The organism is Scytonema sp. NUACC21, from assembly GCF_054684315.1.
The window spans coordinates 33,244-53,050 of record NZ_BAAFZH010000070.1 but is presented as its reverse complement, the minus strand read 5'-3'; the positions used below and the strand labels follow the sequence as shown (position 1 = coordinate 53,050).

The window sequence follows — 19,807 nt, the reverse complement described above, 5'->3', positions numbered from 1 at the left end:
ATTTGCTCTTTAGACGAAAAATTTTCTTAACCTCTAGCTAATCTTATTTCACCTGTCGTATAATATTTTTTTCACAGATTAATTATTTTTCCGGAATTCCACTATTTACCTCTGAAAAAAGTTTTCGTAGAGGTCATGTAATACAGATTCTCAGTCCCAAGTTATAGAAACTCGGGGACAAAGATCTTTTTTGCTAGTGGAATGTTTGTATCTCTCACCCCTATAGAGAAATGGTCACAAAAAGGGAATGTTCATGAACTACTCATATTTAACTTATCAACCTTTGTCAAGGCAAAATAACTGGAAATACACAAGTTCCCTTTCAAATTTTATAAAAATTTTATTTTTTCCACCTCTGCCTTAAAGGTTTTGACATTTCAATAAATGGGATTATTCATACTAGTAGAGAGTCATGACATGGATCGATAGGAATGAAAGCATCAGTAAACTTTTGATAAAGTACAAATAAATTCTTGACGTAACTGAGAGAAATTTTATAAGAATGCAACAGAAGGTGATGACTGTCATCAGAGAAAATGAGAGTGGGTTTGGCTAGCAATATGTCACATTCAAAACTTCTTTCACTGTATGAATAGCAGCTAAAAAAGAGTTGGCAGTGAGTAAGTGATTGAAAATACACCAATCTTGTTTTTCATAAATTGTAGAGCCCTGTAAAATCCAATCAGTGAAAGACTGACAAAGCTTTTTATGATGCAAATACAAGTTCCGATACAAATTAACAAGCTTAACCAGACATCAGAGATTAAACGATGAACTCTTTTTCGTCGTTAAGAGTGCATGGAGAAATAAATTATCTTACTAGACAGCAATCTCCCCCATCGCGTGCGGCTATGCTCAACTGTTTGAGGCGAGTTGCAGGAGACACAAATCTAGTATCAGAGTTTAGTCAATTTTGGGTTGTTCGGGAATTTCAGCTAGGTGACGATTTAGTTAGTAACAGCCCGGATACAGAGTCTGAAAACACCAGCAATTTTCTATACTTAGTTTGTCAAGGTCGAGTGCGTCTGCTTGGATTCGACACCACTCTCCAACGCTCAGTATCAACTCAGTTACTGTTAACGAAACAAACTTTTGGAGCAGACCATTTATTCTTCCATCAACCTTTACCGTATCGAGCAGTCGCAGCCAGCGCTGGTTTTGTAGCGCAAGTCAAAGTTTCTGAACTCATGGGGTGGTTGCAACACTTACCCAGTCTGCAAAATGATTTAGAAAAGACAACCTATGAGCGTCAAGCATTGATTTTTTTCAAAACTTGTACTGAGTTACGTTCTCAGAAAAGCCATCATTTACAGCAATTGCTACCTTATTTGGAGCAAAAAAAGATAGACGCCGGTTCCCTCTTAGAGGAAAAAGTTCCTACAAGAGATGGGCGTTTTTGGCTTTTCAGCGGAAAAATCAACACGCAAAAGGTCACCACTCAGCCGCCAGTTGTAGGGGAAAGCTGGGGATATCCTAATACCGAGCAACTCTCCTGGGTTGCTGAAACAGATTTACTGATTTACCACCTCCCTGCTAAACATTGGGAATCCGCAATGAGCATAGGTTCTGAGTTTCCTAGCTGGAAACAAGAAGATGCGGAGGATCTCGACAAACAACCAGACCAAGAGACCGAAAAGAATTTTACCCCCCTCCCTCCCGCACTCCCTCAGACAGACACTCCCTCAGACACTCCCTCAGACACTCCCTCAGACAGACACTCCCTCAGACAGACAGACACTCCCTCCCTCCCCCCCTCCCTCCCGCGTCTATGGCGTCGTTATCCCTTTGTTCAACAACAAAGCTCATCTGATTGTGGTGCAGCGTGTTTGGCAATGATTAGTCGCTATTGGGGCAAACGTTTTAGCCTAAACACGTTACGCAACCTGGCTCAGACGGATCGTATGGGAGCATCTTTAGCTGCTTTATCAGATGCTGCCCAAAATTTGGGCTACGAACCCCTATCGGTTAGGGCTTCTTTAAGTAGGTTGGAGTTGCAAACAAACCCGTGGATCGCTCACTGGCAAGGGGGTATTCACTATGTAGTTGTGTGGAAAGTGAAAGGGGAGCGCGTATTAATTGGCGATCCTGCGACAGGACAGCGCGAGCTAACACGTCAAGAGTTTGAAAAGAACTGGACAGAATACGCGCTCCTTTTATCCCCTACTGACCGTTTTAACGCTGCTAAAGACGAAAAAATCTCTTTGAGCGGTCTGAGGCAAGCTTTTTTACCTCATCGCAAGCTTTTAGGTCAAATTATTCTTGCTGCGTTGTTGCTGTCAGTATTTGGGGTGGTGACACCGCTCATTGCCCAAATGGCTGTTGACCAAGCGATCCCACAGAAAAGTCTAACTACACTGAATGTCTTTGCTATCGGCTTAGTCTTACTGGGTATTTGGCGAATCCTTCTGACAGGAGTGCGTCAATATCTGCTGGACTGTTTTTCCAGTCTCATAGATGGTACTTTGGCTGGAAATTTTATAGACCACTTACTGCGGTTGCCATTGCAATTTTTTGCTGCTCGTCAGGTAGGGGATATCATTTCTCGCTTTCAGGAGAACCACAAGATCCAAGTATTTTTTACCCGTAAAATCGTCAATACCACATTGGATGCTGTGATGGCAGTTGCTTACTTGGGATTGATGGCTTATTACAATTGGCAACTGACTCTCTTGGTTGTGTGTTCAATAGTGCCGATCGCGCTCCTAATATTTAGTGCTAGTCCCAAACTCAAAACAGCGTCGCGAGAATTTCAGAAGAAGTGGGCAGAGCAAAATTCTCTGTTAGTAGAAATCATAACTGGAGTTGCTACTGTAAAAACTGCGGTATCCGAGCAAGCAATATATTCGCGTTGGCAGGAACGCTTCTCCGACGCATTGAAACTGCGGTTTCGCGGTCACAGGCTAGCTAATATTTTGCAACTAGCCAATAATTCTATAGAGCGCCTTGGTAGTACAGCTGTGCTGTGGTACGGAGCTACTCTGGTAATTCAGGATTCCATGACACTTGGTCAATTTGTCGCTTTCAATATGCTTATTGGTTCTGCTGTCAAGCCTGTTTTTGCTTTGGTAGAACTGTGGGATGAATTTCAAGAAATTGTCATTTCCATTGAGCGGCTTAATGATGTTTTAACATCTCCACCAGAAGAGATCTCTCAAAAACCTCTATTGGTGTTGCCCCCAATTCGTGGCGATGTCCGTTTTGAGAATGTCACTTTTCGTTTCAATTATTATGAGGAACGCAATACCCTGCAAAATATTTCCTTTAGGGTAAAAGCAGGACAGACGGTTGCTATTGTGGGTTGCAGTGGTTCCGGTAAAAGCACTTTGATGCATCTGCTTGCTGGTTTATATCGTCCCCAAACCGGACGCATTTTCATTGATGGACATGATACTGCTCGTGTTTCTTTGCGATCGCTGCGAAGTCAACTTAGCATAGTATCGCAAGAATGCTTTCTATTTTCAGGAACCATCTTAGAAAACATCACGCTGTACAATTCCCAGTGGACATTAGAGCAAGTCATCACAGCAGCAAAGATGGCTGATGCACACTCTTTTATTCAGACCTTGCCCTTGGGATATAACGCTCAAGTGGGGGAAGGAGGAATGATGCTTTCTAGTGGACAGCGACAGAAAATTGCCATTGCCCGAGCGCTTTTAAGAAACCCTCACATTCTGATTTTAGACGAAGCAACTAACCACCTAGATGTCGAATCTGAAAATCGGTTTCTGGAGAATTTAACTCGCCATACCTATATCAGTGTTGCTTCAAAAAGACAAGTCCCCACTACCTTTATCATTGCCCATAGTCTCTTTACAATTCGACACGCTGACAGCATCCTTGTTTTAGATCGGGGTCTTCTTGTCGAGCAAGGGACCCATGATGAATTAATGGCAACGTGTGGTCTTTACTACAACTTAGTTCAGCAGCAATTGAACTTGTAGCTTTGAATTTATGACCGGTTATCAGATTTCAGTTATCGATCGCTGTTTACTGATAACTGGTTCTTAATAGAGGGTCTCACCCCGAGCTCTATAAGTGACCTATGCAAGTATATAGGAAAAGTAAAATCAATTTTTTAAATTGAAAGTCAATCTGTACTTTTAAAGCTAATTTATAAAATCAATCTTAAGTAATGCACACTTCAGAAATTTCATCTTGACTTTATAAATGACTTCTTAACGGTCTTAGCTCGGTCATATAGATGCAAAGGTTTGCTGTTATAAAGATCCCAAGCAGGATAAATATTTGCATCGCGTTGGATCGAGAATGCACGGTAGAGATATCTTGTGGCAACGTTTTTTGCGAGATCGTACAACTTTCGCGTGTTACCGTTTGTGGTTGAGAAATTATACCATAAAGCTGCCATCTCATAGGTTCACATCTTTACTAAAACATGAAATTTTTGTGCATGATTTACAAAAGTTTGATGATAAATTTGCAATCGTATGTTCAACTACAGATTTTTATCTAAAGAAAAAATAATTATCGGAACGGCAATGAGAGATTTTTCAGAAATTGTAAAAATTGCGATCGCGGCTCATGACAAGTAAAGATTGTCTAAATGCTACTTTTGCTGTTATATTTTTAAAAGGTTAGGAACCATAGTAATGGTAAAAAATCCCAAAATTGCTGGGAAAGAGGAAGTCCTAAACTGATGATGAATGAGGGGTCTCACCCCCCAATAACTAACAAATAAGAAATGAAAGGTAAGTAAAAGCATCTATAAGCAAACATCAAAGCCTGTTCGGTAAATTTTATTGATAAAATCCCAGATTAGCAGATGACATTTGTGCAAAAAAATAGTATAAATACGAATGTTACTCTTAACGCTTAGGGATGAAACAATTTTCTCTACGCCCCTAAAAAGTATGCGATTTTACTTATCTCCTAATCCTTTGGTATAAAATAAGTACATAGTCTTACCATGAGAAAAAATGGAATTAGGAATGAGCAAAATTTGAAGAGGTCAAAACTGCATCTACCAAGAGCCAAACGGAGACTTTTTCATGCCATGTATGTGACATGAAAAACGGTAAACAATTGCCTGCGGCACTGCTAAGCAAAACAGAACCGAAAAGTCACTATCCGTGTATAGGTATCCAAAAAAGCGTGCAGAATCTACTCACCTTACTTGCATAGTGTCTTTTGTGTAGGTGTTGCCTTCTTACATACTGATAACTAAATTTCAGGGGGAATTAACACATTCCGGCTTAGCAGTAAAAAGACTTGAATAAAAAGTCAGGTTTCCGATCATCAGGACAGATCATGAACAGAATCATCAGGTCAAATGCAGTCGAAACCTCAAGCCCATCAGATACCTCAAGGACTTATTTCTATAAATCGCATCCTGAGATTGATTTAGTATCTGACATGGCATTTATTGATGAGGATAATTTTGCCTCTTTAGAAACAGGTGCTTCACTAGAAGCAACTATAAATAGTCACGCCACTGCACTTGGAAGCCCTCAAGCAGCAATTAAGAATACAGAAAATAGGTCGATCTCTGTTGAGGAGTTACTTAATGAATTAACTACAACCTTCTCTTTTGCAGCTACAATCAGAAGCATCGCTTTTTTTACAGCAGTTGTAGTTTGGGCATGGACAGGAAGGATTGAACAAGTCAGTCAAGTCCGAAGTAAATTTGTAGCATTGGGAGAACAAGCTCAAATGCAGCCAACTCATTTGGGCAAAGTTATTAATCTGGCTGTTAACTCAGGTCAAGAGTGGAAACTAGTCCAAGTCGTCGCGGAATTGGACAGGGAATTCTTGACGAATGAAATTGAAGACCAACAGCAAAAGTTACTCAGCGACCAAATGAACTTTCATCAACGGAAAGGTTCTCTAAACAAAGAGAATTTGCTAGCTCGTACTCGTGCTGCAATCAAAACGCTAGAGGATATTGCTACTCGGGTGGCTCAAAAAAATGACTTAGAACGCGAGCAAGTAAACGTTTCTACAAGTGCTCATCATCCCCAAAATATACCTCTCACTTTAAGGGCAACTACTCTTGAGGAAAAAGCAGATTTTATCAAGCAAGACAAAGATAAGCAAATTGAACTAGGTGCCGATCTCAACCAAGATTCTCGCAGCATTTCAAAGAGAACTATGTCGAGGGTGCCCAATGCTAAACCTATTAAGAAATTAGGTTAGGTATATCGAGTTAAAGTTGCATTGGCTGTAAACTATATTACAGATAACAAACGAAGTATCAAATTGAAAGTTGATTAAACAGCCACTGCACTAACTCCTTTACAGCCCCGCTTATTACTGAACTGATATGTTGCTCTATCCAATCAAGCATCTGCTTCAAAGGTAAAGGCAACTTACAGCACCCAATTCAACTACAAACAACCAAAGACAACAGACTCGTTTATTTCTATCAAAACCATGAACACTATGAACCACGAAATGTCTAGCAGTAGCAATTTAGATAAGGCTATCAATCCCGAACAGTTTGACCAGGTTGTTGAAGCTATTCTCGCAGGTAAGTATTCCTGGACCAAAGATGTTCCAAAATCATGCCACAGCTAAATACGCGACGGTTGTTTCGCATAAAAAGCTCTAGAAGCCCGTATTCTTTTGGAGTCAACGCCAGATGCTCTCCAGCATAGGTCACTTCGCAACTTGTCGGGTCAAGCCGCAAATCACCGCACGCCAGTATGGGTTGTGTTGCTACACTACCGCGACGCAAGAGCGCTCGTATCCGCGCAACTAGTTCTTCTTCATCAAAGGGTTTAACAAGGTAATCATCTGCTCCTGCATCCAGCCCAATCGCCTTTTCGTGGCTGCTATCGCATCCCGTCAACAATAGAATCGGCATTCGGAAACCTTTAGACCGAATTTGACGGCAAAGGCTGATACCATCAATTTTTGGCAGAACAACGTCTAATAATATCAAGTCATAATCAAAAGACTCAACCAAATCCCACGCTGCTTCCCCATCCGCAGCAACTTCAACAACATAGTTTTGGTTAGTTAGAACGGCAGCAAGTGCATGGGCAACAAGCTGGTCATCCTCTACTACTAAAATTTTCATTGTAATAAAAAATTCAAATTATAGTGGTTTAACCTGATGGTATAGAGATAATCCAAAAGCCTTGTTGAAAACAGTAGTACTTGTGTCAATTCTAGAACACAATTCTTGTAAAGTGCTTTATCCTAATTTAGGAATTTTAACCTATATTTATAAATCTTAAAATATTAATTGTTACTACTCCCTCCCTCAAGAAAAATTAATATTTGTGGTGGTTTTAATCGTCTGTAGACTTTGTGGCATATTCACTAAAGGATGAAGTCACTCTTCATCCTTCATACTTTTCAGATCAATTTTTTGTTTTTGTAATCTGGCTAAAAGTTCTTGAAGCTGTTGTTGAGTTTGTTCTAGTTGTTTTTGCTGTTCTGCGTTTATCTCTTCTAGCGTCTGATATCTGTTACCACTTTCGTCATACCAAAACAACCATTCTCGTGTTCGTCCTTGATAAGTTCCTTCTTCCCGTCCAATACCTAAACCGATTTCAGGCATCCAGACTTTATCTCCTGGTTGTAAAACGTATTGACCTTCAACTAAGCGATAAACTTCTAAACGTTGACGCTTACGACGCAGTCGCGTAGGCGCATAAATGACATAATACAAAATGCCTAATTGGGCATAATCTAGTTTTTTCTGTTCGTATTCACCGTTGTAAGTTTGAGAAACCACTTCTAAAGCTAAAATCGGAGGAATTCCATCTTCTTCCCAAAGAACATAGCTGGAACGTCCGTTTTCGCCAACAAAACGTTCTACACCTAAACTCAAAAAACCATCGGGAACAATGGCAGGTTGACTGGGTGCATAATAAATCCCCATATTAATACCAAAAAACCAATCATCTCTGGCTTGCCAAATTGCAGACAAGACAGCTAACAATAAGCTGGGAATTAGTATTTGCAGTTCGTTATCTACAGGTGTATCATCAGAATCGGGTAATTCTGCCGATGAGGGTAGGCAGTCTAGTGGATTATAGTTGAACATAAGCCCTCAATTCTCATGAAACTTAGTTAGCGATAACTTAAGGGTAACTCAGTCTGCTGGTAAGAAACTTTAACTTTGATTTCATCCACCGTCAAGCATTGGTGGCAAATTAAGGTTGTATGCCCGGTGTCAAGGTATTGTAGAAGTTGCTCCTAAGAAATGATGAATTGTGTGTTGGGTTTCGTGACTCAACCCAACCTACGCGGACTTATTTTTTCATCCTTGATACTTGATGGTCTATTCTCCTCAGAAGCTATTTCACCTAACTTATCCCCTTCTAAACTTTTCTTCCTATTTTGAAACTCAGACAACAACCTGTAGAAAGCATTAAACCCTTCTTGTTCGGTTCCACAATTTAGCATAATTATCTTAGCCCAAGAATTAGAAGTTGATACATGATATTTTTTTTGTACCCAAGGTTGAAACTCCCGATAAAAATCCATTTCTTCTGCCGTTGCTTCTACCCCTAATTCTCTAAAAGCCGTTTTAAAACCTACTATGAAATGAAATAAATCGCTAACGGAAGCACGTCCAATATACATCCCTGGCTTCGTTTGAATTTTTGACAAAATTTCAAATAATTTGCTCATTTATTCCTCGATCCTCCCTGACTAAATTTCTCTAATTATTTAGTTCTAAATCTCATCCAAATAGTCAACCAAAAATTCTCCACTGGGGCAGTCAAAATCATTGAGCCAATCACTAAGAGTCAATCCTTCAGTTGATAAATTATCAAATACTCTTTCTTTCAGATCCACACCATAATGAATTCCATTCAATGTAATTGAATCGTTTATTAAGAGCCTTTCTAGACGTGTACTAATTATATAATCCTCACCATTACGCGTTTGAATTTTAATAAGTCTTCCGGATATCCTATTTTCTCTTAACCATTGCATTACAGCAATAGCGCATTCTTCACATTGATACAGTTCAAAATTTGCAACTATTTTACCAACTGACTGGTAAATTTCCTCATCGGATAACTGACTCACTCACACACCCTATTTCTACAATCAAAAATAAAACTTACCAGATATTATAAAAGCTGCCCAATAGAAAGGGTGGTCGTAAAGCTTACTATCTGCAGGCAATTTACTGCTTCTATACAACTCTGTTGCTAAATTTGCTCTTATTCTGGTTCCTTCGTAAGATAAAGCATTGAGGGTTTCATCGTACCATTGTTTTAGTTCACCAGCGGTGAGTTCCTTGAGCCATTGTGTTGCTTCTGCCAATGCTGTTGCTGGTGGTAAATCGCGCATCAGTCTTTTATAAAACTCTATCATAACTAAGGCACTAGCAGATGATTCTACAGTCCACAGAGTGCTGACTATATAATCAACTCCTTTGCTGAGAAAAGTACTAGCTAAACCTACATATTCAGTGGCGATCGCTGAATGATTTACCATCGCTGTTTCGGAAGCCGAGAGGGTAATGAGGTTATATTTTGCTATCGGCTTTTGACAAATTTCTGCTATGGTTAATCTGTCTTCACCTGCTAAGAAGAATTCAGATTCTTGGGGCTGACTGAAATTATCAGTTACATATCCGGTAAAATGAAGTATGTTGTAATCACCAGATAAAGCTTTTTCTACTTGGTTTTTAGTCGCTTGTTCTCCTTGAATGCGTTTGCGTCGGTGAAACATTTGACTAATAACTTCAGATTCAAGTTTGGCAAATGTCAGTGCGCTTGTATTTGCGCTATCTGAATGTTCTACGCTCAGGAGTGGTGAATTTTGTACCCGCCATAAAGGTTGAGATTTGAGAGACAATCCTATTTGCACGCTGGGCAAATATGTAAATTGGAAATCAGACCGTGTTTGCTGAGAATCTCCAAGAGAAGAGAGTTTAAAAAGGGCGTGCAGGGGAAATCTGTATAAGTCACGATGAGGAATTAATATTAGATGGGTGATGTCTTCTAATTCGTTGACAATTGCAGAGATGTTCAGAATACTTTTTAGCTTTAATAGTCTCTTTTCCATATCTGCTAGCCAAGAATTATGGCTTTCATTCTGTGGATTGGCAATGGGATTGCGATATTCTCCTTCGTGTTGATTCCAATCTTCTAACCAATCTTCAAATTCAACCAGGCGCTTCACTGATTCAGGTAGAGGCATTTCCTCATATGCTTCTACGTTAAGTACGGGTGTAAAAATGGGAATTGGTTCTGGAGATTTATATTTGATGATGAATGTACGCAAGGTACAAGGGCTGATATGCCAATAGATAATAGCAGTTGTTGGATTGAGCAGTTCGTGAAATGAGCGGTAGTTAGGTGAAATAATTTCATCTGTCCAACCAGACAGCAGCCCGGTTATGCAAGCATTTTTGCTGTATTCGGTAATTTCAAGTGCTTGTGCTATTTCACCGGACTGTACGGCTGTGTCAACTGCTAATTGCCAAAAACCTGCATTTCTCAGAACCAGTTGTTTTTTACTGTCATTTGAGCGGGTAGGTTCACTTAGCAATCGTTGCAGTAATGCGATCGCATATTGGTTCCATTCTTGTGCTTCAGCAGTTTGCTCTAGGGCTATGTATGTTTTTACAAGGTTTTGCACTACTTCCAAATGCAATTGAGGAAATGTTTCTGCTGTCAAAGTTTTGAGTGCTTCATTGTATTCAATAACAGCTTGGTGCCAATAAGAATGAGGTTCGGGATATCGCCTTCCTTGCTCGTAATGAGCATTCCCAAGCACTAGATGCAGTCTGCCCCAACCTTCTGGTTGCGTGTGTTGAAAAACATATTTCAGCCCTTCAAGATAGCTTGCCAGTTTTCCTTCATAACCTCGTGCGTACAGAGATGGATTGGCTGCTGCTATGTTAGTCATAAAAGTCATGTGAGCGTCGTCACGAACTGCACTTCCTGCAGCAGCACCCCTACCAATCCAAGCTTCCCAGTAATCTATTTGGATTTCTAAAGCGTTGTCATATGAGGCGATCGCTTCTTCAAATCTACCCACGTAAAATAGTGCCACAGCTCGATTATACCAGGCTAAATAAAAGTTGGGGTTAATTTCTAAAGCTTTTTCATAAGATGCTATGGCTTCTTCACGGCGTTCCAAGTTTTCTAAAGCGACAGCGCGGTTAAACCAAGCTAAGTAAAATTCGGGTTGAATTTCTAGGGCTTGTTCCCAAGATGAAATGGCTTCATCCCAATGTCCCAGACTTGCCAGTAGAACACCTCGGTCTATCCAAACTTCGTAGGAATCGGGTTTAAGTTCTGTCGCTCGGTCGTATGATGCCATTGCCTTTTCATGTTCCCCTAATTTTTCGAGGGCACTTCCCAAGGCATACCATGCATCATAAAAATCCGGTTGAATTTCAGTTGCTTGCACCAAACTGTCAACCGCATCTTCATACCGCTCTAAATTAGACAGTTCTATACCCCTGTTGTACCAAGCTTCATAAAAATCCGGTTGAATTTCTATCGCTCGGTCGTAAGAAGCGATCGCATCATTTCTTCGTTCGCCCTGAGCCAGCGCTATTCCTCGGTAGTACCAATTTTCTTGGTCTTCTGGTTCTAGTAGCAGGGCTTTATCGAAGCTAGCAACTGCTTCCATTTGATCCCCTGATTTTAATAATGCTGTTCCTTTGCTCGACCAAGCTTCCGGATAATCGAACTTAATTTCTATAGCTTTGTCGAAGCAGGCGATCGCATCATCATAGTGTCCCAATTCACCAAGAGTTCCGCCTCGATAGTACCAGCATTTATAAAAATCTGGTTTGAGTGCAATTGCGCGATCGTAAGATGCAATTGCCTCTGTAAAATACCCCATGTAAAAAAGTGTCAACCCCCGGTTAAACCAATATTCATGAGATTCCGGGCTCATCTCGATAGCTTTATTGTAAAGTTCAATTGCCTCAGATAAATTGCCGTTCTTAGCTGCTGCAAGACCCTGGTAAAACAATGTCTGTGCTTTGTCCTTAGTATTGAGCGGTCTTTCGGTTGGCGAGTTCTTGTTAACTGATGAATCGGTGGACTGAATTCCCAAATCTGAGGCTAGCTGTTGTACTAAGCTGGTGCTTTGCTCCAATCTAACCAACAATTCATCTAGGGTTACGGCTACAGTTGGCTCTAAAGAAGCTAAAGATCCATCTTCTGTCTCTTGTGTAGAGACTGGTTCCAAGCTTTGCGCTATCTTCTCTGGACTGCTTGTATTAATTATTCCCTGGTGGTTTGCCTCTGTTGTAATTTTTGTATCTGGTTTTGTGTACTCCCAAACGATTTCATCATTATTTGCTGCTGTTTGCTGTAGAGCATTTGACCTAGTTGCGGGTGTAGCTGTTTCGGTTTGTTGTTGCGCTTCGTCGTCTAAATACCACTCTTGTTGATTTTGATATAACTCTTCTACAGGAGTTAAGCGGGCTGTAGCGATCGCCGGATCGGTTTCTTGCCGTTCCGTATCCCAGTACGGGTCACCCAGATTGCGTGTCAATACCCGTATTCCAATATCGTAGGAAAGTTCTCCAATTGTGCCAATACCAAGTTCTCCAAGCTGTACCATCCGTTCCGCTAACTGAATATTTGGTGCGCTTGACGTTAACAATCGCTCTCCAAAATCCAACAGCCAATCAATCCAGCGTTCTAGAGAAATGCGATTTTCCATCCTTTGGAGATACTTGATTGCCCACTGTTGCCCTCTGGCTTGATGTACACCTTCAAGCAGCTGGGTAAACAAAAATTCCAAATCGGCATTAGTCAGTTCAGGTGGCGGTTGCAGCACAGTGTTTTCCCCTATTGGTTGAGTAGAACGAGCCTGCTTTTTAGCAAAGGGGAAGTGAAAAATTTTATTAAACCACTTGATCAGCCACTTGAGCATTTCGGGGACTCTTGGATGTTGTTCATTGTACACTTATCACAGTGTTAAAAGAGTTCTGAGTTAGGTAAAAACCCCTTGAATTCTCATAAATTTTTAGCGTTCTTTTGAGATGCTAACCCGATCCTAGTAGCACAAAGCTATCATTATATAGCACTACCACGAGCATATAATCTTACGCCATTTACAGCAGTTTATTGTTAAGCAAGCAACAAATATGTTTGTTTTGGCTCCACTGCTGTGGCTCTCCATTAGATAATAGTGCATCAGATGTTGCTATAAACTTTGGTATGAAATTATGCTTCTGCTTGATTTGTATTAGATTGATTGGCAGCCTGAAGTTGATTGAGCAATTCTTGGATAAGAATTTCTGGATCGTCTGTTTGAGTTCCTAACTGTTGGGCAATTTGTTGCCGTAGATTTTCATCCTGTTGTAGCATTTCTAGCAGCTGGTCTAATGTAACCTCTTGATACTCACCTTCTGGAAAATTTTCTCCCTCCTCAGAGACGTGCTCTTGTTCACTTGAGGTTTGTGTAGATACTGGCAGGTTTTGCCTAGCAACATCCGGTCCTTCATATTCCCATATTGGCTCGCCCGAGTTGCGCGTTAATAACTTCATCCCAATATCGTAAGCAACATCGCCCACTTCTCCAACTTCTAACTTTCCAAGTTGTACCAATCGGGAAGCTAACTCATTGTTGGGTGAAGGTGATGCAAGGAGTTTGTCACCGAAGCGCCTTAACCAGTCAATCCAACGTTCAGTTGGCACCCTGTGTTCAATATTATGCAGCCACTTCTGCGCCCATGCTTGCCCTCGTGCTTGATGCACACCTTCTAAAAGTTGGGTAAAGAGAAATTCTAAGTCTGTATCAGTTAGGGGCGGAGGTGGCTGTTTTTGAACATGGGTTTCTACTTCGGCTGGTTTCTGTTTCCTGCCAAATAAGCGTTGAAAAAACGTTTTGAGCCACTGAACTAGCCGATTGAACATCTCCCGCACCCATTAAGTGTTGGTGTTTACCCTAAGATTGTAGCGATGTATGGAGAAAGCAGCTACGCGTCGAGCGACTGCACTGCTGTTTGCGCTATCTCATTTAATAAAATGTATGAACACAAATTTTTCCTCTATCAAGTAGAATATTAACTCTTCTTAAACTAAAAATATTTACACGTCTTTTCTTTTCGCTCTTTCCCTCCTATGGTATATTTGTACTTATATAAGTAAAACTTTTACTTCCTAACTTCAGTTTATACATTTAAAATGTTGTGACGGCTCCACACACCTACCCCCTTTAATGTGAGGTAGAGTGAGGCTTCTACCGAATTAGCGACTCCCAAATTCAATTGGGTGTTACTCGTCTCAGAAAAAATAAAGACATAGAAATCGCAAATCCATGTCCTACGAACCGCTGCACCATAAGTACCGCCCAAAGAGTTTTGCTGAATTGGTAGGGCAAGAAGCAATAGCCACCACCCTTACCAATGCTATTCGTGCAGCTAAAATTGCCCCAGCCTACCTGTTCACTGGGCCTAGAGGAACTGGAAAAACTTCCAGCGCCCGTATTCTGGCAAAATCTCTCAATTGTCTCAACAGCGACAAACCCACATCCGAACCCTGTGGCGTATGTGGTGTTTGCCAAGGCATCACCAAAGGATACTCCTTAGACGTTATTGAAATCGACGCTGCCAGCAACACTGGTGTCGAAAATGTCAGAGACATTATAGAAAAGGCACAATTCGCTCCAGTTCAGTGCCGTTATAAGGTCTACGTTATAGACGAGTGTTTAACTGGGGATTCGCTGGTTGTCACTAGCGAAGGTCTTGTCAGAATTGATAACCCCAACATTAAGGGAAAGCGGGTTCTCAGTTATAACGACTGCACAGGAGAATGGCAATTCAAAAAAGTTCTCAGGTGGTTAAATCGGGGTGAACGCCAAACACTGGTTCTAAAAACGACGAATCGTGAAATTAGATGTACTGGCAATCATTTAATTAGGACTGACCGAGGATGGATACCAGCAAGAGACATAAAAGCAGGAATGAGGATACTATCCCCTGTAAATGTAAGTGTAAAGAGTATTCCATTCCAGCAATGGACTACAAATGTGAAAACGGTCGAATCTGTTCACCTCGGTGGAGTAGAACGAGTGTATGACATAGAAGTGGCGGACAACCATAACTTTATAGCTAATGGGCTGTTAGTACATAACTGTCACATGCTTAGCAATGCTGCGTTCAATTCGTTACTTAAGACCCTCGAAGAACCACCGAAACACGTTGTCTTTGTCCTAGCCACAACCGACCCGCAACGGGTATTGCCAACCATCATTTCCCGGTGTCAGAGGTTTGATTTTCGCAGAATAAATTTAGAGGCGATGGAAAAGCATTTGAACCATATCGCCTACAAAGAAAACATCAGCATTACCCTCGAAGCCATAACGTTAATAGCTCAAGTTTCTCAGGGAGGGCTGCGGGATGCGGAAAGTCTCCTCGACCAGTTAAGTTTGTTATCTAGTGAAATCACGCCAGACCGCGTTTGGGATTTGGTCGGTTCAGTTAGCGAAAGAGACTTGCTGTATTTACTAGGTGCTATTACCTCTAACAACCCCGAAGCTGTTTTAGATTATACCCGTCAAATCCTAGATAGAGGTCGGGAACCGTTAATTATTCTCCAAAATCTTGCTGGCTTCTACCGCGATTTGCTGATAGCAAAAACAGCGCCAAGCCGCAACGATTTAGTTGCTTGTACCCCTCAGACTTGGGATTCCCTGATTGGTTTTGCCCAAAAGTTTGAGATAGGAACAATTTTGGCAGGTCAGCAACTCTTGCGTAGTACTGAAGTGCAGCTGAAAAACACCACCCAGCCACGCCTGTGGTTGGAGGTGACATTATTGGGGCTGTTACCCTCGGCGAATATCACTGTTCAACCAACAGCCCAGCAAAATGGCAGAGGATCGGCTTCCACTGTTGGAATTACACCTGCCCCTGCCCCACTCCCCTCCCTCTCCCACGCTGTCGCTTGAGAAATCGACTGCACCAATAAATCAATTTGTCGCGAAATTTCCAAAATCTGGCTTAGATTTTGCTTGGCATCTTCAACAATGTACGTACCTTCCGTCACTTGAGTAGTTCCTACCTCCATCGCCTGAACCACGTCAGTTGTTTCCCGTTGGATATTCTCGACAATTTGTTCAATTTCTTGAGTTGCAGCCACAGTCTGAACTGCTAATTCTCCGACTTCCTCAGCAACGATCGCAAAACCCTGACCTTCTTCACCAGCACGGGATGCTTCAATCCCAGCATTAATAGCAAGTAGGTTGGTTTGCATGGAAATCTGGTTAATCAAAGCTACCACACGGGAAATATGTTGAGTTGATTCTCCCAAGCGTTTCACTTTTTTAGCAGTGTCGCCTACTGTCTCACGCAAGCGCAAGATGTTTTGTACTGTTATGTCCATTGCTACACCACTCTTTTTAGCAGTGTCTGCAGCACTATGAGCAACTGCGGCTGCTTGATGGGCAGTTGCTGCTACCGCTTGAATGGATCGGGTCATGTTATCAACAGCATCAAGAGTGCGGTTGATCTCTTGGGCTTGAGCGAGTGCTTCCTCAGCAAGATGACGAACCGCACCCTCATTTGACCCTATCGCCTGATTCACCTGCAATGCCGATTCTTTGACTTTCGTCACAATAGCCCGCAGACTTTCAACGATGGAGTTGAAAAAGTCAGCGACGGTACCGATTTCCCCTGCAGTCACCTCAGCACGCACTGTTAAATCACCACGAGCTGCACATTCAATGTTATCTAGCAGTTCTGACAGTTGTGTTTGCAAAGTTTCTTGTTGTTGCTGTTCCTGAAAAGAAGCGATCGCGCCACCTTGTACGTGTTGCAAAAGTTCTGCTTGCTCTAGAGCGTAGCCTGCTTGAACTGCGACTTGTCTAAACAAGTCAATTTCTGTATCTTGCCAGTTGCGAGGATTGGCGCATTGATGAGCTACTAATATACCGTATGGCTTTTTATTAACATATAGAGGCGAGATGAGATATGCTTTGACACCCAAAGGTTCGAGTTGTTCCAGGCAAGACTGACTCAAAGAAGCTTGTTGAACATTATCAACTGCCTTGACACTCCCTATTTCATATGCTCGAAAATCTTCTTGGGCTTGGTAAGGTTTAGCAACGATTGTACCTAAAGCTGGTGACCAAGAGGAATCAACAGACTCAGCAACAATCTTACCTTGCCAGTGATTATCCAAACGGTAGAAAACAACTCTATCTGCTTGTATCGCTTCTTTGGTCGTTGATACTAACGTCTTCAAGAGTTTATCGGGAATCAATACGGACCGGATGCGAGTCGTAATATCGTTAAGTTGAAATGCTAGTTTTGCTTGGTTTGCCTGACGGTGGGCTTGTTCTGTAAGACTATCTGCCATTGAGTTAAAACTCATAGCTAATTGCCCGACCTCATCCGTTGCAAAAACACGAGAACGAGAGGAAGCCTGACCTGCAGTAAATTTTTGCGCTGTTTGCTGTAGGTTTTTTATTGGTCTGAGAATTGCTCGTGCAACAATCAATGTCCAAATTGAAATTAGCAGCAATCCCACAACAATAACAAGCGCTTGTCTTTGCCAACTGTATCTTAGTAAATCATTTAAACCAGTTTCCGGAGTCCCCCGAACCAAAATAGCAACCGGTTGTTCCCCAGAGACAGTTTGATTGCCATTGCCATCTTCAATAATTTTGTTAGGAATAGCCTTTGCTGCTATTGCATGTGCTTTATTACCTAAAACTAGGCGTTGAGTGACTGTTTTTTCTGCAGATTTCTTGACTATTGTATTCAGTAAAGATAACCCTTCTTTAGGTAATGGCAGGTTCTGTTTGGATTGAGTTAAGTTCTCATGGTATAATGAGGTGGCAAGGGCAAACTCTCCATTAAGTTTGCGGTAATAAACAGCACTGTAACCACTTTCAAGAGTTGCTAAAGTTTGTTTGGCGATCGCATCTTTTCCATTCACAATCTCTCCTGATATGAGAGCACCCACAACGGTTTGGTTTTTTTCATCTCTAACAGGTGTGACTGTATAGTTAATCAGAGCATCTTGATGTTTAAAACCTTCTGGCAAAGAAGGTGACTCTTGGTTTAATTCCGACCATGTGATGACGCTAGTGGCTTTAATTTCTTGAGATTTTTCAATTGCCTCACTTACCAGGTTATCGGGGTTGAAAATCTCACCTTGGCGGTCATTGTTAGCATTGGCAATAATCTTAAAATCTTTCCCAACTAACGTTGCATACTCAATTTTTCTATTTTGGGCTTCGTGTTCCAGAGTCTTTTTGACATTATTTTTTAAACTGGTACTTAAGATTTGACCGGAGTTATGAGCGATCGCAGCATTAATAATTCCAGAATCGATTGCCTTTTCTTGAAATATAGAACTAATTTGATTGATTTGAGTCTCGTAATTATTGTTTGTAACCGCCAATTCCGACTTAACTTGTTCTAATAATTGATTTTGCAGCCCTTGATTAAGAATTAGTATACCGCCAACACCTATTCCCACAACAGATACTAACTCACAGCTTATGAGACCAATCAACTGTTTGCTACTAATAGGTAAATTATAAAAGTTTTGTATTAAAGATGCTTTGTTTTTTTGCTCATTAAATTGAACTAATTGTGACTTTTTGACCTGAGATTTAGATTTAGAATTCTGTAAGCCTGAAATCACAACTTTGTTATTACTATTAAATTTATTAAGCATAAACAAAACACCTCGATTTGGTAAATGCAAAAATACAAAAAATCATATTTATTTAGGCAACGGATAAACCTTACCTAACCAAATAGGAATTTTTACAAGAAATTATGAAGACCTTATGAAGACAAAAAACAAATTATTTTTGCATTAATTTACACCTAGCAAATCAGTACAAACCCAGTTAAGCGGTGAGAGTAGTCCTCAGCCATTATTCATTTGTCTTGACCAAAGGACAAATAACTAATGAATAATGACAGACAACACAGTCATATTTAATTCTGCCGACCTACTTAGCTTCACAATAATAAATATATTTTCTATAAATTCTGCCACGATATAAATACGGAAAAAGTATCTAGTAGTTTCTGCTTATACAGGGGTTTTCACTGACACTGAATCTTTGCATTGGTAAACAGGCGGGAATCTAGCGCCTCTCCCTTGCATGCAATCCAGGTAAGTTTGGGGACACAAGACCAGTGCATTTCTAAAAAAATACTGTATTTGTAAATTAAGATTATTTACATAAATTAATATAAATGTTAATTATTTTAATATGCAATCCTAAAATAACTCATAGCAAAGCTGAAAGCATGACGACTACAGCCTTTCTGACCAACATCTTCAAACCCAATGTCAGCCCCAACTTCTGGTCGCAAACAGCTTGGGCAACCCTACGATTTATCGTTGGTATCGTAATGATTCACAACGGCTTGGACAAACTAGCTAACATCGAAAGCTTTTCCCAAGCCTATGTCGAGTTTATTGGTCTACCGTTTCCGATATTTTTTAGCTACGTAGCGGCTTTAACCGAATTAATTGGTTCACCACTGCTAGCAATTGGTTTTCTGACTCGTCCAGCATCTTTGGGTTTATTCGCGACGATGTGCGTTGCCATCTACCATCACATCCTAGCTGCTGGCTTCAACCTTTCTTACCTAGAGCTATCTTCAATTTATGCGGCTTGCTTTCTCTTCTTCACCATCAACGGTGCAGGTCTGTTCTCCACTGATGCCTTGATTGCCAACTGGCTGGATGCTAGTTCCTTATCCATCCAAGCAAAACAAATCATGCGTCTGGAAAAGTCTTATCAAGCAGCCAGTGCAGAACAAAAGCAAGTTGGTAGTGCAATTAAGTAGCCACAATCTTGATGGAACTGTAACTGAATGAACTCAGGCACTTTCCAAACAACTGCTAAACATAGCAATCTACAACTGAATTAAACA

10 protein-coding genes and 2 pseudogenes are annotated in these 19,807 nt (G+C 41.0%); 5 read left to right on the top strand and 7 right to left on the bottom strand.

Annotated features, from left to right (window positions below; all coding sequences use genetic code 11):
- Positions 1 to 770 precede the first annotated feature (770 nt).
- The 3 genes and pseudogenes from ACYRY3_RS13040 to ACYRY3_RS13030 all read left to right on the top strand — a co-directional run.
- Positions 771 to 3,941, top strand: a complete 3,171-nt coding sequence (locus tag ACYRY3_RS13040; protein ID WP_460202083.1) for an ABC transporter transmembrane domain-containing protein — start codon at positions 771 to 773, stop codon at positions 3,939 to 3,941.
- A gap of 1,324 nt (positions 3,942 to 5,265) precedes the next feature.
- Positions 5,266 to 6,150: a hypothetical protein gene (locus ACYRY3_RS13035; protein ID WP_460202082.1), complete on the top strand. Its 885-nt coding sequence runs from the start codon at positions 5,266 to 5,268 to the stop codon at positions 6,148 to 6,150.
- Positions 6,151 to 6,396: 246 nt separating this feature from the next.
- A pseudogene (locus ACYRY3_RS13030) lies at positions 6,397 to 6,498 on the top strand (HetP family heterocyst commitment protein); the annotation flags it as partial.
- Here ACYRY3_RS13030 and ACYRY3_RS13025 read toward each other — a convergent pair.
- The 6 genes and pseudogenes from ACYRY3_RS13025 to ACYRY3_RS13000 all read right to left on the bottom strand — a co-directional run.
- A pseudogene (locus ACYRY3_RS13025) lies at positions 6,497 to 7,036 on the bottom strand (response regulator transcription factor); the annotation flags it as partial. The pseudogenes ACYRY3_RS13030 and ACYRY3_RS13025 overlap by 2 nt on opposite strands.
- Positions 7,037 to 7,294: 258 nt before the next feature.
- Positions 7,295 to 8,011 (bottom strand): Uma2 family endonuclease, encoded by a 717-nt coding sequence (locus ACYRY3_RS13020; protein WP_460202081.1) that lies wholly within the window; start codon positions 8,009 to 8,011, stop codon positions 7,295 to 7,297.
- Between the two features lie 188 nt (positions 8,012 to 8,199).
- On the bottom strand, positions 8,200 to 8,601 hold the full coding sequence (locus tag ACYRY3_RS13015) for a hypothetical protein (protein ID WP_460202080.1): 402 nt from the start codon (positions 8,599 to 8,601) through the stop codon (positions 8,200 to 8,202).
- Between the two features lie 45 nt (positions 8,602 to 8,646).
- Positions 8,647 to 9,006, bottom strand: coding sequence for a papain fold toxin domain-containing protein (locus ACYRY3_RS13010; RefSeq protein WP_460202079.1), 360 nt, complete (start codon positions 9,004 to 9,006; stop codon positions 8,647 to 8,649).
- Between the two features lie 21 nt (positions 9,007 to 9,027).
- Entirely contained in the window at positions 9,028 to 12,831 is a 3,804-nt protein-coding gene (locus ACYRY3_RS13005) for a CHAT domain-containing protein (protein ID WP_460202078.1), read from the bottom strand.
- 293 nt (positions 12,832 to 13,124) lie between these two features.
- Positions 13,125 to 13,817 carry a hypothetical protein gene (locus ACYRY3_RS13000; RefSeq protein ID WP_460202077.1) on the bottom strand — a complete coding sequence of 231 codons (693 nt, stop codon included), beginning with the start codon at positions 13,815 to 13,817 and terminating at the stop codon, positions 13,125 to 13,127.
- Between the two features lie 403 nt (positions 13,818 to 14,220).
- Between ACYRY3_RS13000 and dnaX the strand changes: the two genes are divergently transcribed.
- Positions 14,221 to 15,849, top strand: a complete 1,629-nt coding sequence (gene dnaX / locus ACYRY3_RS12995) for a DNA polymerase III subunit gamma/tau (RefSeq protein ID WP_460202076.1) — start codon at positions 14,221 to 14,223, stop codon at positions 15,847 to 15,849.
- Here the strand turns inward: dnaX and ACYRY3_RS12990 are convergent.
- Complete coding sequence (locus ACYRY3_RS12990; RefSeq protein ID WP_460202075.1) at positions 15,750 to 18,587, bottom strand: methyl-accepting chemotaxis protein; 2,838 nt, start codon at positions 18,585 to 18,587, stop codon at positions 15,750 to 15,752. The genes dnaX and ACYRY3_RS12990 overlap by 100 nt on opposite strands.
- Positions 18,588 to 19,174: 587 nt before the next feature.
- Here ACYRY3_RS12990 and ACYRY3_RS12985 point away from each other — a divergent pair.
- Entirely contained in the window at positions 19,175 to 19,720 is a 546-nt protein-coding gene (locus tag ACYRY3_RS12985; protein WP_460202074.1) for a DoxX family protein, read from the top strand.
- The last annotated feature ends 87 nt before the right edge of the window (positions 19,721 to 19,807 follow it).